We start from the raw sequence: 23,261 nt of genomic DNA, 5'->3' as shown, positions 1-23,261 counted from the left end.
TTTTTTTATGGGTTACGTTTGGGTACGGAATAAGACGCTGCCCACCAACAATAATGCGCAGAATGAAACGCACCATAGCGTGTAAATAGCGCCAAGTTGGCTCGTTAGCATCACCGTGATAGAGGTGACGAGGGTGGCACTGAGGGTTTGCCAGCGCCAGGCTTTCGCACTGGCGGCGGAAACGTCATCTTCGGTGAATTGGTGCAGCACGCTGAAAGTCCCCAATGCGAAGACCACATTTGACGCCAGGTGAGCAATAAAAATGGCACCTAGCGCCGCAGCGGTATATCCCGACAGCATCGGCATCATGACGTACGCGAGCAGAAATATCCCCAGGCAGCCCAGCAACAGGCGATTACGCTGAACATATTCCGGCATCTTTCGACTATTCAGCAACATAGGCCCGCACAATTGCCCCAGGCTGCGGCTAAATAGCAGCGGCAGTGCCAGCCCGGCAGTGTCATCGGGATGCATCTGTTGCGCCAGCGCAGGTAGCAGCGCCATCGCCGGAGCGCCAACCGCAGCCAGAGAAGGCAGCAACAGCAGGCTTCTTTTTTGCGAAAGCGTGAGGGTCGCCCAGCGCAGTGGTGTCCGTGTTTTAGGTCTGCTGTCGTCCGCGGCGATCGCGGTGCGTTGCAGCGTCAGCCACAGCAGCCACGACGCGGCGAGAAAACTCATGGCATCGACGATTAATAGCGACTGCGGACTGACTCGCTCAAACAGCAGTACGCCCACTCCCGTGCCCAACAACACCTGCGATGCAAATATCAGGTTTTCCATTGCGGTGGCCGCCGGAAGTTCTTGCGCGCTCAACCCACGCTTGAACGTCAGCGCTAACGCGGGCCACGACATTCCTGCCAGCAGCGCTTCCACGGACTGCACCGCCAGTAGCAGCGGAATACTGTGATGACGTAAACCCTGAAGGGGCAATATCAACGCCAACAGGCCGAGCAACTCGCAGCAAATGAGTAAACGCAGGGGAGGGTATGTGCGGCACAATCTTTCGCCAATCAGGCTGCCCAAAAATCCGGGCACGGTCGCCAACAGCCAGGCGAGCGTTAACGTTGTTGGTGAGGCCTGCCAGCGCAACAGCTGACCGAAAACGACGACCTGCGTCAGACCATTACCCAACGACGATAAAATAAAGGCGAGTGCTAACAGGCGAAGCCAGACGTGGCCTCGCAATGCGCGTAGCAGCGCAAACAGCAGAGAATTCATGTGGAACGATCTCCAGCAAAACGTTATCCGCGCAAAAGATGCGTGAGTAAAAAACGGTGAATGCTGAAAAGTCGTTACATTGGCAGGCTCTTGAAAGAGGGTAAGAGCAAGAATTTAGCATGTTGCTTAAGAAAAAAGAAAGGGGCCCGAAGGCCCCTTTTTTGCTTAATCGACTCAGGAAGGTGGATTGTTCTGCAGCGTCAGTAACAGTCCATCACGGCGCATGGTGGCCGCTTCTTCCGGCTGATGCAGTCTGTCGAGGGCATCGGCCAGCCAGGCGTAATCAAACGCGTCTGGACGCTGTTTTAAAGCCGCGCGGAAGGCGATGGTCGCTTCCTGCCATTCGCCGTGTTTCATCAGCGACTGGCCCAGCGTACTCCACAGCAGAGGGCGGTCACCCACGCTCTTGATTTGCTGGCGCAGTACTTTTTCCAGTTGTTCCGGATTGGTGGTTTTCAGACGCGGAACCGGGAGCAGCAGTCGATCGTCGTACTGGCGTTTCAGGCCGTCGATAATAATCTGTTGGGCCATGTCATGGTCGTCACATTCGATGAGGTGATCCGCCATCGCCACCTGCAGCGGCACGCGCTGACGGGTTTTACGACTCTGATTTTTCCACCATTCGCGCAGGCCATCACTGCCCTGATCGGCACGCGCCTGATCCATCAGGCCAATCCAGGCCTGCTGTTCCAGAGCGTCACGGTGCGCTTCATCGCCGACGTTGGCTTTCGCCATCGACGGAATGATATCCAGCAGCGAAGTCCAGGCCCCGGTGCGAATATAAGCCTGTTCAGCCAGACGCAGCACTTCAGGGTGGCGCGGCGCGATTTCCAGCAGTCGGTCTACGCCGTGGCGTGCCGCATGGTCTTCATTGCGCGCAAGCTGAATACGCACGCGAGTGATTTCCACCGGGATCAGGTCGTTACCGGCACTTTCTGCGGCACGTTCCAGATGCTGATTGGCACGCATTTCGTCCCCACGCTGCTGCGCGGCTTCTGCGGCTAACAGGTAGTTCACCACCGGCTGTTCAGCGTGATCGGCATTCTTCGACATCAGCTTCTCAACCTGCTGATAATCACCTTCTGCCAGCTTGAGCAGCGCTTGTTCAGTCTGCTTACGCGCCCGACGGCGTTTACGGCCAACAAACCAGCCACGGGTATGCGCCCCGGTGCGGAAAATGTGGCGCAGCAACCATTCGATAGCGAACAGCACCACCATGGTCAGGATCAGAATGATCACCAGACCGGTGACGCTGGTTTCAATGTTGTAGTTGTCTGTCTGGATCAGGACGTATCCCTGATGGCCAGCAACGATCGGACCGAAAACGATCCCGGCGATCAGCAGCGCAAAGAGCAATAATACTTTAAGCATGCTTATTCTCCCTGCGGTGCAGCGGCGGCGGGCGCGGCGTCAGCCTGAGGCGCAGCGCTTGGCGTAACCGACGGCTGTGCCAGTAGATTACGCACACGGGTCTGCATCAGTTTTTCCAGAATCGCCTGGCTTTGCAGCGATTCCGGCACGTCCATATTGATGTTTTGCTGACTCAGCGCATCCACTTCATCAAGGAAGGCTTTGGTGGTCGCATCGTCAGTGTCGTAGTACGCGCGTACCCAGGTGGAAACGTTGTCCAGTGCCTGTTTGTACGTTTGTTCCTGATGGCGAGGTACGGCCTGGGCCGCAACCAGCAGCCGCGAGCGAATGTTCTCGCGCAGGTAGACGTCCTGATTTGGCGCTAACAGCGGAACGGCGGTTTCATCACGGCGACGAATGGTGATGAAGCTGTCCATAAAGTTCTGCCAGCTTTTTTGCAGATTGACGCGCCATTCACCCAGCGAGCTGGAAAGCTCACCGCTGTCGTCGTCCATCGGGGAATCGTCGTCGGTATTATCGGCCAGACGCAGGTTATCAATCTGATTAGACAGCTGATTGACCTTCAAAATGATCCCGTCGTAATCGACCTGCGCCACGCCGGAGAGGCTGGCGATATCGTCGGTGATTGCGCGACGAGCATTAATCAGGCTTGGGTCATTCATGTCCGCCAGGCTTGCATCGGCGCTTTTCAGCAATGCCGCCGCGGTGGTGATGTCCTGATCGCTCCACAGTTTACGTCCTGCCAGTTTGACGAGGAAATCGGCCTGCGCGAGCTGCCAGGTTTTGGCATCGCTGCCCGAAATCGTGGCGACTTTTTGCTGCAGTTCATCAAGCTGTTTGGTCAAGGCATCCTGCTGCTGTTTCGCCGCAGCCAGGCGGTCGGCCTGTTGCTTAATGACGCCATCCAGCTCGCTCTTCTGCGACGCTTGTGCTTTTTGCAGGGCAGTCACTTGATTGACTAACGCATCACTGGCGGTCGTCTGATTCGTGTTTTGTTTTTTTACCAGGCCATACAGGCCAATGCCTGCGGCCAGCGCGATGGCAATCGCCACTACGCTCAGCGCCAACGGCGCTTTGTTGCTGCTGTTTTTCTTTTCAGCGTTTTTCTTTTCAGCAATCTCCGGCTGTGGCGTTTGTTCCACGGCCTCCCTGGTCTCCTCAACCACGGCGGAGTTCTCTTTTTGTTCCGTCATTATGGCTTCCAATTTTGAGAGTTATTGTAAAGCACGCAGCAGCGCGTCGTTGTCGGCGCTATCGGCCACCCTGATATTCCGCCAGCCCAGCTCCCGGGCCTGTTCAGCAAGGCGCTCACTCACCACAAGCACCTCGCAGTTTAACAACCAACGCTCTCGATACCATTGCGGAATCAGCGACCAGAGCTGTTTTAACATTTCGCCGCTGGTGATGACCAGTCGGGTCACGCCGCGCGTTTGCCAGCGCATCGCTTCTTCCGCACCGTCATAGTGCCGGTTACTGCGTTGATAACATTCACAAAAAGTCACTTCAGCACCGCGACTCTGTAGCGTTTCGCCGAGCAATTCGCGCCCGCCATTCCCGCGTAAAATCAGTGCTTTCTTGCCGGCAACGTTTTGTAATTCAGGTAATTGTAGCAACACTTCGCTGACTTCCCGATCGAGCGGGTAGCGAACATCAATGCTGCTGACTTTATGCAGCGCCAGGCCGGTGGTTCGCCCGATGGCAAAATAGCGTGGCGCGTGCGGCCAGCGCTGCCCGTGCTGCTGAAGCTGCGACTGGGCAAATTCGACGGCATGTTGTGAAAGGGCGAACAGCAGATCGCCGTCGTTCAACGCGGCCAGATGCCCCGCAAGCTGCGCTAATTCGCGGCCGGGGGTAAATTCAATTAACGGAAAGCTCCAGGCCTCTTGCCCCAGCGCGCGCAGGCGGCTGACAAGTTCTTCTCCCTGGGGAGAGGGGCGAGTGACCAGAATGCTCATTCAGGGGCTTCTCCGTTATACACTTCCGCGAGAATTTCACGTGCGCCGTTGTTCAGCAGCTCTTCGGCTAGCGAAATCCCCAGCTCTTTGGCATCTTCGGCTGGCCCACGGCGTTCACCGCGTACCATCCGGCTGCCATCCGGGGCGCCAACCAGCGCCCGAAGCCAGATTTCACCGTGGCTTAATTCAGCATAGCTGCCAATTGGCACCTGACAGCCGCCTTCGAGGCGCGTATTCATCGCGCGCTCTGCGCAGACGCGCACGGCGGTATCCGCGTGATTCAGCGGTGCCAGCAATGTGCGGGTGTGAGGGTCGTCGAGACGGCACTCGATACCCACGGCGCCCTGACCCACGGCGGGCAGAGATTGCTCCGGCGATAACGCCTCGCGAATTCTGTCTTCCAGACCGAGACGCTTCAGCCCGGCGACGGCCAGGATAATGGCATCGTAATCGCCGTTATCGAGCTTGCCGAGGCGCGTGCCAACGTTGCCACGCAGCGAGCGGATCACCAGGTCTGGGCGATCGGCAGCCAGTTGACACTGGCGGCGTAAACTTGAGGTGCCAACCACGCTGCCCGCAGGCAACGCGTCGATAGAATCGAAATGGTTAGAAACAAATGCGTCGCGTGGATCGTCGCGTTCACAGATGGTCGTCAGACCGAGTCCTGGCGGAAATTCCACCGGAACATCCTTCATAGAATGCACGGCGATATCGGCGCGGTCTTCAAGCAGCGCAAGTTCCAGCTCTTTGACGAACAGGCCTTTTCCGCCCACTTTCGCCAGAGGCGTATCGAGGATCACATCGCCGCGGGTCACCATTGGCACCAGTTCGACCTGAAGCCCGGGATGGCACGCCATCAGCCTGTCTTTCACATAATGTGCCTGCCACAGCGCGAGAGGACTTTGGCGTGTGGCAATTCTTAAAACTTTGTCTAACATGCTTGTTACCGTCGTTATCGTCCGCCAGCCATCCTAACATTGTTGCTATAAGGATGTTAGTTTTCGAGTTTTTCTGAAAATGAGTAAACGGAGCGATTCCCGGCGTGTTGAAGAATTTACAGCCGTTAATCGGTGCTAAACTTATGAGTAGCGCATCTTTCTTTACGGTCAAACGGCAAGGTGTTAAATTGATCACGTTTTAAACCGTTTGTTAGCCCGCACCAACACACCATCTCGGCGACAGACGGTAGCGGTTCTTGTTGAAATTCTAAAAACCTTCGTATCCCTTGCAGTCCACCGCCTTAGCGATACGCCAGGTTTTAACATCAGGCGATATGTCTTGTACCTCTATATTGAGACACTGAAACAGAGACTGGATGCCATTAATCAATTGCGCGTGGATCGCGCGCTTGCTGCGATGGGGCCCGCTTTTCAGCAGGTCTACAGTCTTCTGCCGACATTGCTTCACTACCATCATCCGCTGATGCCGGGTTACCTCGACGGTAACGTACCCAAAGGCATTTGCCTCTACACGCCTGATGAAACTCAACGCCACTACCTTGATGAGCTGGAACTGCACCGCGGAATGCCGCCGCAGGTTTCCGCCAAAGGTGAACTGCCGATTACCGGCGTTTACTCCATGGGTAGCACCTCTTCTGTCGGCCAAAGCTGTTCTTCCGATCTCGATATCTGGGTGTGTCATCAGGCCTGGCTTGATAACGAAGAACGCAAGCTGCTGCAGCGAAAATGTAGCCTGCTCGAAAGCTGGGCCGCGTCGCTTGGCGTGGAAGTCAGCTTCTTCCTGATCGACGAAAACCGCTTCCGTCATAATGAAAGCGGCAGCCTCGGCGGCGAAGACTGTGGCTCAACGCAGCACATCTTACTCCTCGACGAATTTTACCGGACCGCCGTGCGCCTCGCCGGGAAACGTATTCTTTGGAATATGGTGCCGTGTGAAGAAGAAGAGCATTACGACGATTACGTCATGAAGCTCTATTCGCAGGGCGTGCTGACGCCAAATGAATGGCTGGATCTCGGCGGAATGAGCACGCTCTCCGCGGAAGAGTACTTCGGGGCCAGCCTGTGGCAGCTGTATAAGAGCATCGACTCGCCGTATAAAGCGGTGTTGAAAACCCTGCTGCTCGAAGCCTATTCCTGGGAATATCCAAACAGTCGCCTGTTGGCGAAAGACATTAAGCAGCGCCTGCACGACGGCGAGATTGTGTCCTTTGGACTCGATCCTTACTGCATGATGCTCGAACGCGTCACCACCTATCTGCAAGCCATTGATGATGCCACCCGCCTGGATCTGGTGCGTCGATGCTTCTACTTGAAAGTGTGCGAAAAGCTCAGCCGCGAACGCGCCTGCGTGGGCTGGCGTCGTGAAGTTATCGGCCAACTGGTGAAAGACTGGGGCTGGAGCGAAGAGCGTCTGGCGATGCTCGACAACCGCGCGAACTGGAAGATTGACGAAGTGCGCGATGCGCACAACGAACTGCTCGATGCGATGATGCAGAGCTACCGAAACCTGATCCGTTTTGCGCGCCGCAACAACCTCAGTGTTTCAGCCAGCCCGCAGGATATCGGCGTGCTGACCCGTAAGCTGTACGCGGCGTTTGAAGCGCTGCCGGGCAAAGTGACGCTGGTTAACCCGCAAATTTCCCCGGATCTTTCTGAGCCGAACCTGACCTTTATCCATGTGCCGCCGGGCCGTGCCAACCGTACAGGCTGGTATCTCTACAACCGTGCGCCAAACATGGAATCGATCGTCAGTCATCAGCCGCTCGAATATAACCGTTATCTTAATAAACTGGTGGCCTGGGCCTGGTTTAACGGCCTGCTGACCTCACGCACCCGCCTGTTTATTAAGGGCAACGGCATTGCCGACCTGGCAAAACTGCAGGAAATGGTGGCCGACGTGTCGCACCACTTCCCGCTGCGCTTGCCTGCGCCGACGCCGAAAGCACTCTACAGTCCATGCGAAATTCGCCATCTGGCGATTATCGTTAACCTCGAATATGACCCGACCGCGGCGTTCCGTAATCAAGTTGTGCATTTCGATTTCCGTAAGCTGGACGTGTTCAGCTTCGGCGAAGAGCAGAATTGCCTGATTGGCAGCGTGGACCTGCTGTACCGCAACTCGTGGAACGAGGTGCGAACCCTGCACTTCAACGGCGCGCAGGCGATGATCGAAGCGCTGAAAACTATCTTGGGTAAAATGCATCAGGATGCGGCGCCGCCGGACAGCGTAGAAGTGTTCTGCTACAGCCAGCACCTGCGCGGGCTTATCCGTACGCGCGTGCAGCAGTTAGTCTCAGAGTGTATTGAACTGCGTCTTTCCAGTACCCGTCAGGAAACCGGGCGCTTCAAAGCGCTGCGCGTGGCGGGGCAAACCTGGGGTCTGTTCTTTGAACGTCTGAATGTGTCGGTGCAAAAACTGGAAAACGCCATCGAGTTTTATGGCGCGATTTCGCACAACAAACTGCATGGCCTGTCGGTGAAAGTGGAAACCAACCATGTGCCGCTTCCGCCAGTAGTAGACGGCTTCGCCAGCGAAGGGATTATTCAGTTCTTCTTTGAAGACAGCAGCGAGGACAACGGTTTTAACATCTACATTCTGGATGAGACCAACCGGGCTGAGGTGTATCACCATTGTGAAGGCAGTAAAGAGGAACTGGTGCGTGACGTCAGCCGCTTCTACTCGTCCTCGCATGACCGCTTTACCTACGGCTCAAGCTTTATCAACTTCAACCTGCCGCAGTTCTATCAGATTGTGAAAGTCGACAATCGCACCCAGGTGATCCCGTTCCGCACTCAGGCGATAGCGGCCGTCGCACCCGCCAATCAGGATGCAACGACTCCGCTGCTGCAACAGTATTTTTCTTAGCGGAAGCTAACAGACTCGCCCGCCTGCTGCGTGGCGGCCTGTTCCAGCAAATCCCAGAAGGTTTCGCCGCTGCGATCGCAGACCCATACATTATCTTTCAAACTAAAGTGATAGCCGCCCTGTTTGGTGGCCAGCCACACCTGGTGCAGCGGCTCCTGGCGGTTAATGATGATTTTGCTGCCGTTCTCGAAGCTCAGCGTCAGCACGCCGCCGTTAATCTCACAATCAATATCGCTGTCGCCATCCCAATCGTCGAGGCTCTCTTCGATGGTCATCCACAGTTGGTCTGCAAGGCGATGAAATTCACTGTCGTTCATTGTTCTTTTCCATTATCAGGTGATGGCGGCAGTATAACGCGAAACAATTCCGGTTGCAGTCAGGTGCTAAACGCTTGCTTTTACATCTTCTCCTGCGATGATAGAAAGCAGAAAGCATCAACCACAGGCACTTTAAGAATGAAGAACCTCTTTCGACCACTGGTCCTTTTGGCTGCGTTATTGACCCTGGCAGGTTGTGGCCTGAAGGGCCCGCTCTATTTTCCGCCAGCAGATAAATCGGCGGCTCCACCCACTAAACCGGTAGATCCGGGCACTCAGACCACTGAGCCGACCCGTAACGATCGCGGTGATAACGGTGGCCCGTCCCAGGTTAACTACTAACAAGACATCGTTATTTCTGCGTGGATGGAGTCAATGATGCAGTTCTCTAAAATGCACGGCCTGGGCAACGATTTCATGGTCGTCGATGCGGTAACGCAGAATGTGTTCTTTTCTCCGGAGCTGATCCGCCGTCTGGCCGATCGGCATCTTGGCGTCGGCTTCGATCAGCTGCTGGTGGTAGAGCCACCGTACGATCCCGATCTCGACTTCCACTACCGCATCTTTAATGCCGACGGCAGCGAAGTGTCTCAGTGTGGCAACGGTGCGCGCTGTTTTGCGCGCTTTGTACGCCTCAAAGGCCTGACCAATAAACGTGACATCCGCGTCAGTACCGCCAACGGCCGTATGGTATTAACCGTAACGGATGACGACCTGGTGCGGGTGAACATGGGCGAGCCTAACTTCGAGCCTTCGCAGGTCCCGTTCCGCGCCAACAAAGCGGAAAAGACCTATATTATGCGTGCCTCTGAACAGACAGTATTGTGCGGCGTCGTCTCAATGGGCAATCCGCACTGCGTCATTCAGGTCGATGATGTCGACACCGCTGCGGTGGAAACATTAGGCCCAATTATGGAAAGCCATGAGCGTTTTCCTGAGCGTGCCAACATCGGTTTTATGCAGGTGGTGAAGAACGATCACATTCGCTTGCGCGTCTTTGAGCGCGGCGCAGGTGAAACGCAGGCCTGCGGGAGCGGAGCCTGTGCGGCGGTGGCCGTCGGCATTCAGCAAGGTTTGCTGGCCGAAGAGGTACGCGTGGAATTGCCAGGCGGGCGGCTCGATATCGCCTGGAAAGGACCGGGTCAACCGTTGTTTATGACTGGCCCGGCGGCACACGTCTACGACGGATTTATTCATTTATGAAACCAATCGGGGAAGAACAGCAGGCTGAACTCAACACGCTCGACGATCGGGCGGTAGTCGATTATCTGCTGCAACATCCTGAGTTTTTCATTCGCAACGCCCCGGCCGTGGAAGGGATGCGCGTGCCGCATCCGGTTCGCGGCACGGTGTCGCTGGTCGAATGGCACATGGCGCGCGCCAGAAACCACATCAACGCGCTGGAAGAGAACATGACGTTGCTGGTGGAGCAGGCATCGGCAAACGAAAGCCTGTTCTATCGCCTGCTGCATCTGCAAACACATTTAGCTGCGGCGGAAAGCCTCGACGATATGCTCAATCGCTTCCACCGTTGGGCGCGCGATTTAGGTCTTGCGGGTGCCACGGTGCGTCTGTTTGCCGATCGTTGGCGCATTGGCGCGCCGTCTAAGTTCACCCAGTTAGCGCTCTCACGTCAGTCTTTTGAATCCATCCGCATTCAGCGTCTCGGCCATGAGCGCCACTATCTTGGCTCGCTGAATGGCCCGGAACTGCTGGTGATGATGCCGGATGCCAAAGCGATTGGCTCGGTGGCGATGTCGATGCTCGGCAGCGACGGTGACCTCGGCGTGGTGCTGTTCAGCAGCCGCGACGCGCACCATTATCAGGCCGGTCAAGGAACGCACCTCTTGCAGGAAATTTCCCTGCTACTGCCTGGCCTGCTGGAGCGTTGGGTCGAGCGCGTATGACGCTGTCTCCGCTCTCAGAACCGACCGAACGCTTCCTGCGTTATCTCGGCGTTGAACGCCAACTCAGTCCGATAACTCTGCTCAACTATCGGCGTCAGCTTGATGCCATCATCGCTATCGCCGAAGACAGCGGTGTGAAAAATTGGCAGCAGTGTGACGCGGCGACAGTGCGCAGTTTTGCGGTTCGCAGCCGTCGCAAAGGGCTTGGCCCGGCGAGTCTGGCCCTGCGGTTGTCGGCCTTGCGCAGTTTTTTCGACTGGCTGGTAAGTCAGGGTGAGCTGCAGGCCAATCCGGCGAAAGCCGTCTCCGCGCCAAAAGCCCCACGCCATCTGCCAAAAAATATTGATGTGGATGACGTCAACCGGCTGCTGGATATCGATCTCAACGATCCGCTGGCCGTACGCGATCGCGCCATGCTCGAAGTGATGTACGGCGCGGGCCTGCGTCTGTCAGAGCTGGTGGGCCTCAACATTAAGCATCTTGACCTGGAATCGGGCGAAGTGTGGGTGATGGGGAAAGGCAGTAAAGAGCGCCGTCTGCCGATTGGCCGTAACGCCGCGCACTGGATTGAACACTGGCTCGATTTACGCGGACTGTTCGGCAGTGAAGAAGAGGCGTTGTTTTTGTCGAAGCTCGGCAAACGCATCTCCGCGCGCAATGTGCAAAAGCGCTTTGCGGAGTGGGGCATCAAGCAAGGGCTGAACAGCCATGTGAATCCACACAAATTGCGCCATTCGTTCGCGACCCACATGCTGGAGTCGAGCGGGGATTTACGCGGCGTGCAGGAACTGCTCGGCCACGCGAATCTTTCCACCACGCAAATCTATACCCATCTTGATTTTCAACATCTTGCCTCGGTGTACGACAAGGCACACCCACGCGCCAAACGGGGGAAATAATGCGTTTTTACCGTCCACTGGGCCAGATTTCGGCCCTGACTTTTGACCTCGATGACACGCTTTACGACAACCGTCAGGTTATCCGCCGTACGGAAAAAGAGTCGCTGGAGTTTGTCCGCGGTTACCATCCGGCGTTACAGGCGCTGGAAAGCAGCGATTTTCATCAGCTTCGTCAGGCGCTTCGCCAGGCCGAGCCCGATATTTATCACGACGTCACCGAATGGCGTCGTCGCGCAGTTGAGCTGGCGATGCTGAATGCCGGTCTCTCGGCGAGAGACGCCACGATTGGCGCCAACGCCGCGATGGCGAATTTCGCCCACTGGCGCAGTGCGATCGACGTGCCGCAGGAAACCCACGACACCCTCGCCAAGCTGGCTGAAAAATGGCCGCTGGTGGCGATCACCAACGGCAACGCACAGCCGGAAATGTTCGGCCTGAACGACTACTTTACGTTTGTGCTGCGCGCAGGCCCCGACGGACGTTCCAAGCCGTTCAGTGATATGTACCATCTGGCGGCAGAGCGTCTTGATGTTCCGCTGGAGCAGATCCTGCACGTGGGCGATGACCTGACGACCGACGTCGCGGGCGCGATCCGCTGCGGCGTACAGGCCTGCTGGATAAACCTGCTCGACGGTGACCTGATGCAAATCGCCGACAGTCGCCTGTTACCTCACATCGAAATTTCGCGGTTGGCATCCCTCACCACGCTGATATAATCATCAGAAGTTCTGTATAAAATTCCAGGGTTTTGGCGGATGCGCGATGCTTATCCGCCCTACGAACGTGTAGGCCCGGTAAGCGAAGCGCCACCGGGCGTTTCGACGTTTTCTCAATTTCTACCCGGCGGTGCCAATGGACGTTTCTTACCTGCTCGACAGCCTCAATGACAAACAGCGTGAAGCCGTGGCGGCGTCGCGCACCAATATGCTGGTGCTGGCTGGGGCAGGAAGCGGCAAGACGCGCGTGCTGGTGCACCGCATCGCGTGGCTTATCAGCGTTGAACACAGCTCACCGTATTCGATTATGGCGGTGACCTTCACCAACAAAGCGGCGGCGGAAATGCGCCACCGTATCGGTCAGCTGATGGGCACCTCCCAGGGCGGGATGTGGGTCGGCACCTTCCACGGTCTGGCGCATCGCTTGCTGCGCGCGCACCATCTGGACGCCAATCTGCCGCAGGATTTCCAGATCCTCGACAGCGAAGATCAGCTGCGCCTGCTGAAACGTCTGATCAAAGCCATGAACCTCGACGAGAAGCAGTGGCCACCGCGTCAGGCGATGTGGTACATCAACGGTCAGAAAGACGAAGGGCTGCGCCCGCATCATATTCAAAGCTACGGCAACCCGGTGGAGCAAACCTGGCAGAAGGTGTATCAGGCCTATCAGGAAGCTTGCGACCGCGCGGGTCTGGTTGATTTTGCCGAGCTGCTGCTGCGTGCCCACGAGCTATGGCTCAACAAGCCACATATTTTGCAGCACTATCGCGAGCGCTTCACCAACATCCTGGTGGACGAATTCCAGGATACCAACAACATTCAGTACGCCTGGATCCGCATGCTGGCGGGCGACACGGGCAAAGTGATGATCGTTGGCGATGATGACCAGTCAATCTACGGCTGGCGCGGCGCGCAGGTCGAAAACATCCAGCGTTTCCTGAAGGATTTCCCCGGCGCCGAAACCATCCGTCTGGAGCAGAACTACCGCTCGACCAACAACATTCTTAGCGCGGCGAACGCCCTGATTGAGAACAACGACGGCCGTCTGGGTAAAAAGCTGTGGACCGATGGCGTCGACGGCGAACCCATTTCACTATACTGCGCGTTCAACGAGCTGGATGAAGCCCGCTTCGTCGTGAGCCGCATCAAAGCCTGGCAGGACAACGGGGGCCAGCTTGAGCAGTGCGCCATTCTTTACCGCAGCAACGCCCAGTCGCGCGTGCTGGAAGAAGCGTTGTTGCAAGTCAGTATGCCGTACCGCATTTATGGCGGAATGCGCTTCTTCGAACGTCTGGAAATCAAAGATGCGCTGGCCTATCTGCGTCTGATTGCCAACCGCAATGACGATGCGGCGTTTGAGCGCGTGGTGAATACCCCGACGCGTGGCATCGGCGATCGCACGCTCGACGTGGTGCGTCAGGCTTCCCGCGACCGGCAGCTGACGCTGTGGCAAGCATGCCGTGAATTGCTGAAAGATAAAGCCCTTGCCGGACGTGCGGCCGGCGCGTTGCAGCGCTTTATGGAGCTTATCGACGCACTGGCGCAGGAAACTGCCGATATGCCGCTGCATGTGCAGACCGACCGGGTGATTAAAGATTCCGGCCTGTTCATGATGTACGAGCAGGAGAAAGGCGAGAAGGGCCAGACGCGTATCGAGAACTTAGAGGAACTGGTGACGGCCACGCGCCAGTTCAGCTACAACGACGAAGAAGAAGATCTGATGCCGTTGCAGGCGTTCCTGTCCCACGCGGCGCTGGAAGCGGGCGAAGGGCAGGCCGATACCTGGCAGGACGCGGTTCAGCTGATGACGCTGCACTCGGCGAAAGGTCTGGAGTTCCCGCAGGTGTTTATCGTCGGGATGGAAGAGGGCATGTTCCCGAGTCAGATGTCGCTGGATGAAGGCGGGCGTCTGGAAGAAGAACGTCGCCTGGCCTACGTCGGCGTTACCCGTGCGATGCAAAAACTGACGCTGACCTACGCCGAAACCCGCCGTTTATACGGCAAAGAGGTCTATCACCGTCCGTCGCGCTTTGTCGGCGAACTGCCGGAGGCGTGCGTGGAAGAAGTGCGTCTGCGTGCCACCGTCAGCCGCCCGGTTAACCATCAGCGGATGGGCACGCCGATGGCGGAAAACGACACCGGCTACAAGCTGGGCCAGCGCGTGCGTCACCCGAAATTTGGCGAAGGTACCATCGTAAACCTGGAAGGCAGTGGCGAACACAGCCGTTTGCAGGTGGCGTTCCAGGGCCAGGGCATCAAATGGCTGGTGGCAGCTTACGCCCGTCTCGAAAATGCGTAACATTAAGAAATACATCATATTTTCTTAATGTTCTGCTAGTCTTATACGCCAGAGGGGTGGAAAAACTCTCTGGCGCCTCGCTGTATGTTGACGCTTCATTTAGGCTGGCGTAACATGCGCGCACGAATACGCTAAGAGGACTGATACCTTGGACACACCCAGTAGATGCTGGCTCAACTTCCTGCAAACCAGGAACAACTCCTAAGGCTATCACCCGACGCTGATGGCCTTAGAGGTTGTCGGCGACATGCAATATTCCCGTCGCAATGAGTCAGGCTTAATGGTCTGAAACCCCCGATGTTTCTGTGTGCCCACCGTACTGTCCGATAATTTTTTGCATTGGGAGTCCCGGTCATGCTGAGCGCATTTCAACTGGAAAATAACCGCTTAACGCGCCTTGAGTCTGACGACATCAAACACCTTGCCACGTCGGTATGGGTGGATTTGGTCGAGCCAGATGACGAAGAGCGTAATCGCGTACAGACGGAACTGGGTCAGAATCTGGCTACGCGGCCGGAACTGGAAGACATCGAGGCCTCGGCCCGTTTCTTCGAAGACGAAGACGGCCTGCACATCCACTCCTTCTTCTTTTATGAAGATGCCGACGATCACGCCGGTAACTCCACCGTGGCATTTACCATCCGCGAAGGGCGTCTGTTTACGCTGCGCGAACGCGAACTGCCTGCATTTCGTCTGTATCGAATGCGCGCCCGCAGCCAGGAAATGGTCGACGGCAATGCGTTTGAGCTGCTGCTTGACCTGTTCGAAACCAAAATCGAACAGCTGGCGGATGAAATTGAAAATATCTACAGCGACCTGGAAAAGCTGAGCCGTGTGATCATGGAAGGTCATCAGGGCGACGAATACGATGAAGCGCTCTCCACGCTGGCGGAGCTGGAAGATATCGGCTGGAAAGTGCGTTTGTGTCTGATGGATACCCAGCGCGCATTGAACTTCCTGGTGCGTAAAGCGCGTTTACCGGCGGTGCAGCTGGAGCAGGCGCGTGAGATCCTGCGCGATATCGAATCCCTGCTGCCGCACAATGAATCGCTGTTCCAGAAGGTGAACTTCCTGATGCAGGCGGCGATGGGCTTTATCAACATCGAGCAGAACCGCATTATCAAGATCTTCTCGGTGGTCTCCGTGGTGTTCCTGCCGCCGACGCTGGTGGCCTCAAGCTACGGGATGAACTTCGAGTTCATGCCAGAGCTGCACTGGAGCTTCGGCTATCCGGGGGCAATTGTATTTATGATCCTCGCGGGCCTCGCGCCGTATCTCTACTTCAAGCGCAAGAACTGGCTTTAAGTATCACCTCATAATCGCGGCGGCTTGCCGGACTGAAGCCGCCGATCAGCAACGGCGCCGCAATCTCAGCCTCGCCGGCAATCTCCGCTAAACCTTCGCGCAGCGCATTCAGCGTTTGTGCCGAGGTATGGCGCGAGGTGATCAGCGGCAGGCCCGGAGTCAGCGCCGTTTCGCCCACCACCGTCAGGCCCGTCAACGCTTGTGGCTGATAGCGGGCAAACAATGCCAGGCTCACACAGTCGATGGCGGCGATATCCGCGGTTCCGTTTTGCAGCGCATTCAGCGACTGACGATGGCTCCCGGTCCAGACAATCGATCTGAAAAACGCGTCGTCGTGACCCACGCTGTTGCGTAGAGCATGGTAGCCCGACTGCGAATCCGGTGAATTGCAGGCGGCGACCTGACCGTGAAAATCATTCAGCGTTTTGCCTGATTCCGTCTGACGCGCGACCAGCCGACTGCGATAGTTCCGCCCTTCGCAGCCCGGCGCGTTGTAGTGGAAACAGCCAACCACTTGGACCTCATCCAGCGCGGTCATCAGCGGATAGCCGCAGGTTTGGCTCAGCAGCAGGTTGTCGTCCAGCCAGTGGGACAGTAAATCTGCCGGGCGCTGGAAGCGTGCCTCGGGAAAGCGCCGCAGCACGGCGGCGGCCAGTGCATCCGTGGCGGCTGGGTTCACGTCATACATCGGAAAGGCGAAGTTACCGGTCATGCTGATTTTCCTCTGGGTCACCGGGATGCACGGTCACATCCACTGGATGAAAGCGGTAATTTCGCCACCATTCCCGATAGCCTTTCACCACAAATCCCTGATTGCGCTCGGCATAGTGTGATCTGTCGCGCAGCCATACCTTACGCAACCCATACCACGGCACGCCGGGCAGGTCATGATGAACCGAATGATAGTTCAGATTGAGGAACAGCAGGCGCCACGGGAGTGAGGTTTCTGTGATGGCGGAACGGGCCAGCGGATTGTCGGCGGCGCGATGCTCGAGGAACGAGCGTATTTTGGTGCAGCCTAGCGCCGGATAACTCACCGCCAGCAGATACCACCCTATCGAAAATCCCTGATGCTGCAACCAACCGAACACCAGTCCCAGTAACGCGAAATGCACCAGCCACATCGCTATCGCCCGGCGATCTCCCAGGCGAAACGAGGTGATCATGCCTTCAAACACCCCAGCAATATCCAGCAGCGGCGCCAGCAGCAGTCGGCCAATAAACGTATTACGCAAACGAATCACCCGTTGCTGCCAGCCGCTAAAACGCTGCCAGCGTTCGGCGGAGAAATAGTAGGTCTCAGGATCTTCGCCCGGCACGGTTAGCAGCTGATTGCGGTGGTGCGCGAGATGTGAGTCGCGATACAGCCCGTACGGATACCACACCGCCAGCGGCAGCAGGCCGAACAGCTGATTGACGCGCGGCCAGCGTGTCGGATGCCCGTGAATAAGCTCATGCTGGAGCGACAGATACCAGGTGGTGAACAGAATCAGCAGTGCAGTGGAGGCAAAAAGTCCCAGCTCAGCGCGAAACACCAGCGTGGTAAACCAGCCGCCGTAAATCGTGAACATCAACAGCCAGGTCGGCAGTTCGCTGCGCCACAGCCAGCTTCTGGCCAGCAGGCGCACCGCGCTGCGTTGTTCATCGTGCAGCCAGGCAGAACGTCGGGCGGGGTCGGGGATTAGCATCCGGCTCACACATCTCAAAGGGGTTATCCTCAGAAGATGTGAGAAGCCGGTTGAAATAACAAAGAATTTAACTGGATGTGCTTTGCCGCTTTCTGGCAAAGCGCAGGGGATCAGCTTTTTGGCGTACGACGCAGGGTATAAAGCGCATCGATAACGAACACCGCCAGCGCGACCCAAATAAAGGCGAAGGTCACCATTTTATCCGCGCCCGGCGTTTCACCATAAAACATTACTGCGAGGATAAACATCAGCGTCGGGCCGATGTACTGGAAGAAGCCCAGCGTCGACAAACGCAGTTTGGTGGCCGCCCCGGTGAAGCACAGCAGTGGGATAGTGGTGACCACGCCTGCGGCCATCAGCAGCAGGTTCAGTGACCACGGGTTTTGCCCCATATGGCTGGTGGCGCTGTCGGCGATGCCGAACAGGTAAATCGCCGCCACGGGCAGTAACCACAGGGTTTCCACCAACATGCCGGTTTGGGCATCAACGGCAATTTTCTTGCGCACCAGGCCGTAAAACGCAAAGCTGAACGCCAGGCCCAGCGCGATAATCGGCAGTGAACCAAAGGTCCAGAGCTGCACCAGCACGCCGCAGGCCGCGAGGAAAACCGCCACCCATTGCATCCGACGGAAGCGTTCCCCGAGGAAAATCATCCCCAGCACAATATTCACCAGCGGGTTAATGAAATACCCGAGACTGGCTTCCAGCATGTGCTGATTATTCACCGCCCAGATAAACAGCAGCCAGTTGCCGCCAATCAACACCGCAGAAAGCGCCAGCAGGAAGATTTTCTTCGGTGTCTGGCACAGGCGCTTGATGCCACTCCACTGACGGCTGATGCTGATCAGCGCCACCATAAAGAAGAATGACCAGATAATACGGTGGGTGAGAATTTCATCGGCGGGTACGTAGTGAATGACTTTGAAATACGCCGGTGCTATGCCCCAAATAAAATAAGCGGCGAGGGCGAGTAAAACGCCTTGCCGCGTTTGTTTAGCATCCATGGGATAATCCGTTACATAAAAGTAAGGGGATGTTACCCGATTTTAACGGCTAACCCACCATATAAGTGGCGGTCGCGCTGGCGATATAAACCTGCTCTTCGTTGTGCAATTCGACGCGCGCGACGGCCACTTTATTGCCCGCGCGCAGTAGGCTGCTGGTGGCGGTAAAGCGGTTGCCCCGGCCCGGACGCAGGTAGTCCACGCGCAAATCGATGGTGCCCATACGCGACAGGCGCTGGCGCAGTTCATCTTCGTTGATGGTGTCGTGGCGGGTGAGTGTACTGCCCACGCAGACCAGGCCTGCGGCGACGTCCAGCGCGGAGGCAATCACCCCGCCGTGAAGAATACTTTGCGCCCAGTTGCCGACCATCATCGGCTGATTGTTAAAACTGAGCTGCGCGAAGGATTTCTCGTAGCGTTCCAGCTCCAGCCCCAGCGCGCGGTTAAACGGCATGTGATACACAAAGATATCGCCTACCAGCTTTAGCGCGGCTTCGGCGGTGAGTTCTGCGGACATAGCAACCTTTCCATTGGTTAATGAAATGTTGATTTTAAGCCTATGATTTGTTGATTTCTACTTTAGGAAACGATAACCGCGCAAGATGGCGATAAATAGGTAAAATGACAGCCGACTGATTATCCAATAATAAATTTTTATTCAGGAGAACTCCCAATGCGAACCAGGCTGGGTTGGTTGCTGGCAGTTGCAGGGCTGCCACTTTCCGTTTATGCACAGGAAGCCACAATTAAGGATGTCCACGATACGCCCGCCGTGCGTGGCAGCATCATCGCTAACATGCTGCAGGAGCATGACAATCCGTTCACGCTCTACCCGTATGAGAGCAACTATGTCATTTACACCGCGACCAGCGATTTAAACAAAGAAGCCATTAAAAGCTACAACTGGTCGGATAATGCGCGTAAGGACGAAGTGAAATTCCAGCTGAGTTTAGCCTTCCCGCTGTGGCGTGGCATTTTGGGCGACAACTCCGTTCTCGGGGCGTCATACACCCAGAAATCCTGGTGGCAGCTCTCCAACACGTCAGAATCTGCCCCGTTCCGTGAAACTAACTATGAACCGCAGCTGTTCCTCGGTTTTGCCACTGATTACCAGTTTGCAGGCTGGACGCTGCGCGACGTCGAATTTGGTTATAACCACGACTCCAACGGCCGTTCCGACCCGACGTCCCGCAGTTGGAACCGTCTTTATACACGTCTGATGGCGCAAAACGGCAACTGGCTGGTGGAAGTGAAGCCGTGGTATGTGATTGGCGATACTGACGATAACCCGGATATCACCAAATATATGGGCTACTACCAGCTCAAAATTGGCTACCAGCTGGGTGAAGCGATCCTCAGCGCCAAAGGCCAGTACAACTGGAACACCGGTTACGGCGGCGCGGAGCTCGGTCTGAGCTATCCGGTTACCCGACACGTGCGCATTTATACGCAGGTTTACAGCGGTTACGGCGAGTCGCTGATTGATTACAACTTCAATCAGACACGTGTCGGCGTAGGCGTAATGCTCAACGATCTGTTTTAAACGTTGCACTCTTGCTCTCAGGCGCTGAAAATAGCGCCTGTTTTTATTTCAGAATTGGGGTGAGTGTGGCGCAGGCGGAAGTGATAAATCAGGCATCGCTGGCAAGGCAGGTTTTACAGGAAACCTTTGGCTACCAGCAGTTCCGCCCGGGTCAGGAAACCATCATCGAGACGGCGCTCGAAGGGCGCGACTGTCTGGTGGTGATGCCGACCGGCGGCGGGAAATCCCTGTGCTATCAGGTACCCGCGCTGGTTCTCGACGGCCTGACAGTCGTCGTCTCACCGCTGATTTCATTAATGAAGGACCAGGTCGATCAGCTGCTCGCCAATGGCGTGTCGGCGGCCTGTCTGAATTCGACGCAGACGCGCGAACAGCAGCAAGAGGTGATGGCGGGCTGCCGTACCGGCAAAATCCGCCTGCTGTATATCGCCCCTGAGCGTCTAATGCTCGACAACTTCCTCGAAAACCTCAGCCACTGGAATCCGGTGATGCTGGCGGTGGATGAAGCGCACTGTATTTCTCAGTGGGGCCACGACTTCCGTCCTGAATATGCCGCGCTGGGCCAGCTGCGTCAGCGATATCCTACCCTGCCGTTTATGGCGTTAACCGCCACCGCCGATGACACCACCCGCAGCGATATCGTGCGCCTGCTGGGCCTGAACGATCCGTACATCCAGATAAGCAGCTTTGACCGACCGAACATCCGCTACATGCTGATGGAGAAGTTCAAGCCGCTCGATCAGCTGATGCGTTACGTGCAGGACCAGCGCGGAAAATCCGGCATTATTTATTGTGGTAGTCGCGCCAAAGTGGAAGACACGGCCGCGCGTCTGCAAAGCAAAGGCATCAGCGCCGGGGCATATCATGCAGGGCTGGAGCATGACGTCCGTGCGGATGTGCAGGAAAAATTCCAGCGCGATGACCTGCAAATCGTCGTCGCGACCGTCGCCTTCGGGATGGGTATCAACAAGCCGAACGTACGCTTTGTGGCGCACTTTGATATCCCGCGTAACATCGAATCCTACTACCAGGAAACGGGCCGTGCCGGGCGAGATGGTCTGCCTGCTGAAGCGATGCTGTTTTACGATCCGGCCGACATGGCATGGTTGCGTAAATGCCTGGAAGAGAAGCCTGTCGGGCAGTTGCAGGACATTGAACGCCACAAGCTCAACGCGATGGGCGCGTTTGCCGAAGCGCAAACCTGCCGTCGTCTGGTGCTGCTGAACTATTTCGGCGAAGGTCGTCAGGAGCCGTGCGGTAACTGCGATGTGTGCCTCGATCCCCCGAAACAATACGATGGCTTGCAGGACGCACAGATTGCGCTCTCAACCATTGGTCGGGTGAATCAGCGTTTTGGTATGGGCTATGTGGTCGAAGTGATTCGCGGGGCGAATAATCAGCGTATCCGCGAAATGGGCCACGATAAGCTCAAGGTGTATGGCATGGGCCGCGATAAAACCCATGAACACTGGGTGAGCGTTATCCGCCAACTGATTCACCTCGGGCTGGTGATGCAGAATATTGCGATGCACTCCGCATTGCAGATGACCGATTCCGCGCGTCCGGTACTGCGTGCCGAAGTGCCGCTGCAGTTAGCCGTGCCGCGCGTGCAGGCGCTCAAACCGCGCGTGGCGCAGAAATCCTACGGCGGAAACTATGACCGTAAGCTGTTTGCCAAACTGCGCAAGCTGCGTAAAGTCATCGCCGACGAAGAAAATATCCCCCCTTACGTGGTGTTTAACGATGCCACGCTGATTGAAATGGCCGAGCAAACGCCGCTGACCCCGGGTGAAATGTTGGGCGTGAACGGCGTGGGTACCCGCAAGCTGGAGCGATTTGGCCGTGAATTCATGGCATTGATCCGCAGCCACGTCGACGGCGACGATGAGTAGTAGCCACTCCTGCCCGAACGTGGCAGGATGGTGGTTCACCGACTGATAATCCCGCGAGTTACTTCCTATGTTGATGCTCTTTCTGACCGTAGCGGTACTGCATATCGTTGCGCTGGTCACGCCAGGTCCCGACTTCTTTTTCGTATCACAAACTGCCGTTAGCCGTTCCCGCAAAGAAGCCATGATGGGCGTGCTGGGGATCACCGGTGGCGTCATGGTGTGGTCTGGCGTGGCGTTGCTTGGCCTGAACTTGATCCTCGCAAAAATGGCGTGGCTGCACAGCATTATTATGGTCGGTGGCGGATTGTATCTGTGCTGGATGGGCTATCAGATGCTGCGCGGGGCGTTGAAAAAAGAGGCGCCAACGCAGGAGTCACCGGCAGTTGAACTGGCGCACGGTGGCCGCAGTTTCCTGAAAGGCCTGCTCACCAACCTGTCGAACCCGAAAGCCATTATTTACTTCGGTAGCGTGTTTTCGCTGTTCGTGGGGGATGACGTCGGTAGCACCGAACGCTGGGGATTATTTGTGATGATCGCCTTGGAAACCTTCGCGTGGTTTACCGTCGTGGCGAGTCTGTTCGCGTTGCCGACCATGCGCCGCGGCTACCAGCGCATGGCCAAGTGGATTGACGGCGTGGCCGGAACCCTGTTCGCTGGCTTCGGCATCCACCTGATCATCTCTCGCTAATCACGCATGGCGTGCTGACGCAAGCAGCGCGCCGACCAGCATAAACAGCGATCCAAAAATCTTATTCAGGGCCTTCATCTGACGAGGGCCTTTGATCCAGCCTGCAATTCGCGTCGCCAGCGTCGCATAGCCAATCATTACAATGATATCCACCACGATGGTCGTCACCCCGAGGATCACGTACTGCATGACCTGCGGCTGATGCGGCATGATAAATTGCGGAAACAGCGCCGCCAGAAAGACGATGCTTTTCGGGTTGGTGAGATTCACAAAAACCGCGCGTTTAAACAGATGTCCACGGGTTTGCGTCTTCGCGACGGCGTTAAGATCGATAGCGCCTGCGGCGCGCCATTGCTGAATCCCGAGCCAGATGAGGTACGCGACACCCGCCCATTTCAGCACTTCAAACGCCAGCAGCGAACGCGAGAACAACGTCCCCAGACCGACTCCCACCAAAACGATATGAATGCCCAGCCCGGTTTGTAGCCCGGCAATCGATGCCGCTGCGCCACGATAGCCGTGATTGATGGCGGTGGTCATGGTGTTGATAGCCCCGGAACCGGGGGAAAGGCTAAGAATTATCGACGTCAGTAGATAGGCGAACCACCACTCGAAGGTCATGAGACACTCCCTG

23 protein-coding genes are annotated in these 23,261 nt (G+C 56.6%); 12 read left to right on the top strand and 11 right to left on the bottom strand.

What is annotated here, in order from left to right; translation table 11 throughout:
- Positions 1-12: 12 nt before the first annotated feature.
- The 5 genes from A8O29_RS21710 to hemC form a co-directional block, all read right to left on the bottom strand.
- Positions 13-1,218 (bottom strand): MFS transporter, encoded by a 1,206-nt coding sequence (locus tag A8O29_RS21710; protein WP_125353381.1) that lies wholly within the window; start codon positions 1,216-1,218, stop codon positions 13-15.
- A 174-nt stretch (positions 1,219-1,392) separates the two neighbouring features.
- Positions 1,393-2,589, bottom strand: coding sequence for a protoheme IX biogenesis protein HemY (gene hemY / locus A8O29_RS21705; protein ID WP_125353383.1), 1,197 nt, complete (start codon positions 2,587-2,589; stop codon positions 1,393-1,395).
- Between the two features lie 2 nt (positions 2,590-2,591).
- Positions 2,592-3,782 (bottom strand): uroporphyrinogen-III C-methyltransferase, encoded by a 1,191-nt coding sequence (hemX, locus tag A8O29_RS21700; RefSeq protein WP_125353385.1) that lies wholly within the window; start codon positions 3,780-3,782, stop codon positions 2,592-2,594.
- Between the two features lie 21 nt (positions 3,783-3,803).
- The gene (hemD, locus tag A8O29_RS21695; RefSeq protein WP_125353387.1) at positions 3,804-4,544 is read right to left on the bottom strand and encodes a uroporphyrinogen-III synthase; all 741 of its coding nucleotides are present in this window, start codon (positions 4,542-4,544) and stop codon (positions 3,804-3,806) included.
- Entirely contained in the window at positions 4,541-5,482 is a 942-nt protein-coding gene (gene hemC, locus A8O29_RS21690) for a hydroxymethylbilane synthase (protein ID WP_125353389.1), read from the bottom strand. The genes hemD and hemC overlap by 4 nt, the downstream gene beginning before the upstream one ends.
- Before the next feature lie 340 nt (positions 5,483-5,822).
- On the opposite strand from hemC, the gene cyaA reads away from it, so the two are divergent.
- A complete protein-coding gene (gene cyaA, locus A8O29_RS21685) occupies positions 5,823-8,369 on the top strand; it encodes a class I adenylate cyclase (RefSeq protein WP_125353390.1) in 2,547 nt (848 codons plus the stop codon).
- Here cyaA and cyaY read toward each other — a convergent pair.
- Complete coding sequence (gene cyaY, locus A8O29_RS21680) at positions 8,366-8,686, bottom strand: iron donor protein CyaY (protein ID WP_125353392.1); 321 nt, start codon at positions 8,684-8,686, stop codon at positions 8,366-8,368. The genes cyaA and cyaY overlap by 4 nt on opposite strands.
- Positions 8,687-8,824: 138 nt before the next feature.
- Between cyaY and lptM the strand changes: the two genes are divergently transcribed.
- The 8 genes from lptM to corA all read left to right on the top strand — a co-directional run bounded on the left by lptM (position 8,825) and on the right by corA (position 15,812).
- Positions 8,825-9,028, top strand: a complete 204-nt coding sequence (gene lptM, locus A8O29_RS21675; protein WP_125353394.1) for an LPS translocon maturation chaperone LptM — start codon at positions 8,825-8,827, stop codon at positions 9,026-9,028.
- 36 nt (positions 9,029-9,064) lie between these two features.
- The gene (gene dapF / locus A8O29_RS21670) at positions 9,065-9,889 is read left to right on the top strand and encodes a diaminopimelate epimerase (protein WP_125353396.1); all 825 of its coding nucleotides are present in this window, start codon (positions 9,065-9,067) and stop codon (positions 9,887-9,889) included.
- Positions 9,886-10,593 carry a DUF484 domain-containing protein gene (locus A8O29_RS21665; protein WP_125353398.1) on the top strand — a complete coding sequence of 236 codons (708 nt, stop codon included), beginning with the start codon at positions 9,886-9,888 and terminating at the stop codon, positions 10,591-10,593. Before dapF ends, A8O29_RS21665 begins: the two co-directional genes overlap by 4 nt.
- Positions 10,590-11,492, top strand: a complete 903-nt coding sequence (gene xerC / locus A8O29_RS21660; protein ID WP_125353400.1) for a tyrosine recombinase XerC — start codon at positions 10,590-10,592, stop codon at positions 11,490-11,492. The genes A8O29_RS21665 and xerC overlap by 4 nt, the downstream gene beginning before the upstream one ends.
- A complete protein-coding gene (yigB, locus tag A8O29_RS21655) occupies positions 11,492-12,208 on the top strand; it encodes a 5-amino-6-(5-phospho-D-ribitylamino)uracil phosphatase YigB (protein WP_125353401.1) in 717 nt (238 codons plus the stop codon). The genes xerC and yigB overlap by 1 nt, the downstream gene beginning before the upstream one ends.
- A 136-nt stretch (positions 12,209-12,344) precedes the next feature.
- Positions 12,345-14,507 (top strand): DNA helicase II, encoded by a 2,163-nt coding sequence (uvrD, locus tag A8O29_RS21650; protein WP_125353403.1) that lies wholly within the window; start codon positions 12,345-12,347, stop codon positions 14,505-14,507.
- Positions 14,508-14,655: 148 nt separating this feature from the next.
- Positions 14,656-14,712 (top strand): YsgD/CorL family protein, encoded by a 57-nt coding sequence (ysgD, locus tag A8O29_RS23010; protein WP_373422906.1) that lies wholly within the window; start codon positions 14,656-14,658, stop codon positions 14,710-14,712.
- A gap of 149 nt (positions 14,713-14,861) precedes the next feature.
- A complete protein-coding gene (corA, locus tag A8O29_RS21645) occupies positions 14,862-15,812 on the top strand; it encodes a magnesium/cobalt transporter CorA (protein ID WP_110512112.1) in 951 nt (316 codons plus the stop codon).
- On the opposite strand, the gene A8O29_RS21640 is transcribed toward corA, so the two are convergent.
- From A8O29_RS21640 to yigI, 4 genes are all read right to left on the bottom strand, one after another.
- Positions 15,790-16,524: a phosphate/phosphite/phosphonate ABC transporter substrate-binding protein gene (locus tag A8O29_RS21640; protein ID WP_125353405.1), complete on the bottom strand. Its 735-nt coding sequence runs from the start codon at positions 16,522-16,524 to the stop codon at positions 15,790-15,792. The two genes, corA and A8O29_RS21640, sit on opposite strands and share 23 nt — an antisense overlap.
- The gene (locus A8O29_RS21635) at positions 16,514-17,500 is read right to left on the bottom strand and encodes a fatty acid desaturase (RefSeq protein ID WP_125353407.1); all 987 of its coding nucleotides are present in this window, start codon (positions 17,498-17,500) and stop codon (positions 16,514-16,516) included. Before A8O29_RS21635 ends, A8O29_RS21640 begins: the two co-directional genes overlap by 11 nt.
- Positions 17,501-17,610: 110 nt before the next feature.
- On the bottom strand, positions 17,611-18,504 hold the full coding sequence (rarD, locus tag A8O29_RS21630; RefSeq protein WP_125353409.1) for an EamA family transporter RarD: 894 nt from the start codon (positions 18,502-18,504) through the stop codon (positions 17,611-17,613).
- Positions 18,505-18,553: 49 nt separating this feature from the next.
- On the bottom strand, positions 18,554-19,021 hold the full coding sequence (gene yigI, locus A8O29_RS21625) for an acyl-CoA thioesterase YigI (RefSeq protein ID WP_125353410.1): 468 nt from the start codon (positions 19,019-19,021) through the stop codon (positions 18,554-18,556).
- Between the two features lie 156 nt (positions 19,022-19,177).
- On the opposite strand from yigI, the gene pldA reads away from it, so the two are divergent.
- The 3 genes from pldA (at position 19,178) to rhtC (ending at position 22,627) form a co-directional block, all read left to right on the top strand.
- Positions 19,178-20,047: a phospholipase A gene (gene pldA, locus A8O29_RS21620; protein ID WP_125353412.1), complete on the top strand. Its 870-nt coding sequence runs from the start codon at positions 19,178-19,180 to the stop codon at positions 20,045-20,047.
- 59 nt (positions 20,048-20,106) lie between these two features.
- Complete coding sequence (gene recQ / locus A8O29_RS21615; protein WP_246316633.1) at positions 20,107-21,939, top strand: ATP-dependent DNA helicase RecQ; 1,833 nt, start codon at positions 20,107-20,109, stop codon at positions 21,937-21,939.
- Positions 21,940-22,006: 67 nt separating this feature from the next.
- Positions 22,007-22,627: a threonine export protein RhtC gene (gene rhtC, locus A8O29_RS21610; protein ID WP_125353414.1), complete on the top strand. Its 621-nt coding sequence runs from the start codon at positions 22,007-22,009 to the stop codon at positions 22,625-22,627.
- On the opposite strand, the gene rhtB is transcribed toward rhtC, so the two are convergent.
- A complete protein-coding gene (rhtB, locus tag A8O29_RS21605) occupies positions 22,628-23,248 on the bottom strand; it encodes a homoserine/homoserine lactone efflux protein (RefSeq protein ID WP_110512104.1) in 621 nt (206 codons plus the stop codon).
- Positions 23,249-23,261 lie beyond the last annotated feature (13 nt).

It is taken from the genome of Scandinavium goeteborgense (genome assembly GCF_003935895.2).
GTDB classification, from domain to species: Bacteria; Pseudomonadota; Gammaproteobacteria; order Enterobacterales; family Enterobacteriaceae; genus Scandinavium; species Scandinavium goeteborgense.
Note: the sequence above shows the minus strand (reverse complement) of the source record. Positions and strands in the feature narration are given on the sequence as shown.

Coding starts and splice junctions, on each gene's coding strand:
- A8O29_RS21710 (WP_125353381.1), bottom strand. CDS start 1,218: ATGAATTCTCTGCTGTTTGCGCTGCTACGCGCATTGCGAGGCCACGTC.
- hemY (WP_125353383.1), bottom strand. CDS start 2,589: ATGCTTAAAGTATTATTGCTCTTTGCGCTGCTGATCGCCGGGATCGTT.
- hemX (WP_125353385.1), bottom strand. CDS start 3,782: ATGACGGAACAAAAAGAGAACTCCGCCGTGGTTGAGGAGACCAGGGAG.
- hemD (WP_125353387.1), bottom strand. CDS start 4,544: ATGAGCATTCTGGTCACTCGCCCCTCTCCCCAGGGAGAAGAACTTGTC.
- hemC (WP_125353389.1), bottom strand. CDS start 5,482: ATGTTAGACAAAGTTTTAAGAATTGCCACACGCCAAAGTCCTCTCGCG.
- cyaY (WP_125353392.1), bottom strand. CDS start 8,686: ATGAACGACAGTGAATTTCATCGCCTTGCAGACCAACTGTGGATGACC.
- lptM (WP_125353394.1), top strand. CDS start 8,825: ATGAAGAACCTCTTTCGACCACTGGTCCTTTTGGCTGCGTTATTGACC.
- dapF (WP_125353396.1), top strand. CDS start 9,065: ATGCAGTTCTCTAAAATGCACGGCCTGGGCAACGATTTCATGGTCGTC.
- A8O29_RS21665 (WP_125353398.1), top strand. CDS start 9,886: ATGAAACCAATCGGGGAAGAACAGCAGGCTGAACTCAACACGCTCGAC.
- xerC (WP_125353400.1), top strand. CDS start 10,590: ATGACGCTGTCTCCGCTCTCAGAACCGACCGAACGCTTCCTGCGTTAT.
- yigB (WP_125353401.1), top strand. CDS start 11,492: ATGCGTTTTTACCGTCCACTGGGCCAGATTTCGGCCCTGACTTTTGAC.
- uvrD (WP_125353403.1), top strand. CDS start 12,345: ATGGACGTTTCTTACCTGCTCGACAGCCTCAATGACAAACAGCGTGAA.
- corA (WP_110512112.1), top strand. CDS start 14,862: ATGCTGAGCGCATTTCAACTGGAAAATAACCGCTTAACGCGCCTTGAG.
- A8O29_RS21640 (WP_125353405.1), bottom strand. CDS start 16,524: ATGACCGGTAACTTCGCCTTTCCGATGTATGACGTGAACCCAGCCGCC.
- A8O29_RS21635 (WP_125353407.1), bottom strand. CDS start 17,500: ATGCTAATCCCCGACCCCGCCCGACGTTCTGCCTGGCTGCACGATGAA.
- rarD (WP_125353409.1), bottom strand. CDS start 18,504: ATGGATGCTAAACAAACGCGGCAAGGCGTTTTACTCGCCCTCGCCGCT.
- yigI (WP_125353410.1), bottom strand. CDS start 19,021: ATGTCCGCAGAACTCACCGCCGAAGCCGCGCTAAAGCTGGTAGGCGAT.
- pldA (WP_125353412.1), top strand. CDS start 19,178: ATGCGAACCAGGCTGGGTTGGTTGCTGGCAGTTGCAGGGCTGCCACTT.
- rhtC (WP_125353414.1), top strand. CDS start 22,007: ATGTTGATGCTCTTTCTGACCGTAGCGGTACTGCATATCGTTGCGCTG.
- rhtB (WP_110512104.1), bottom strand. CDS start 23,248: ATGACCTTCGAGTGGTGGTTCGCCTATCTACTGACGTCGATAATTCTT.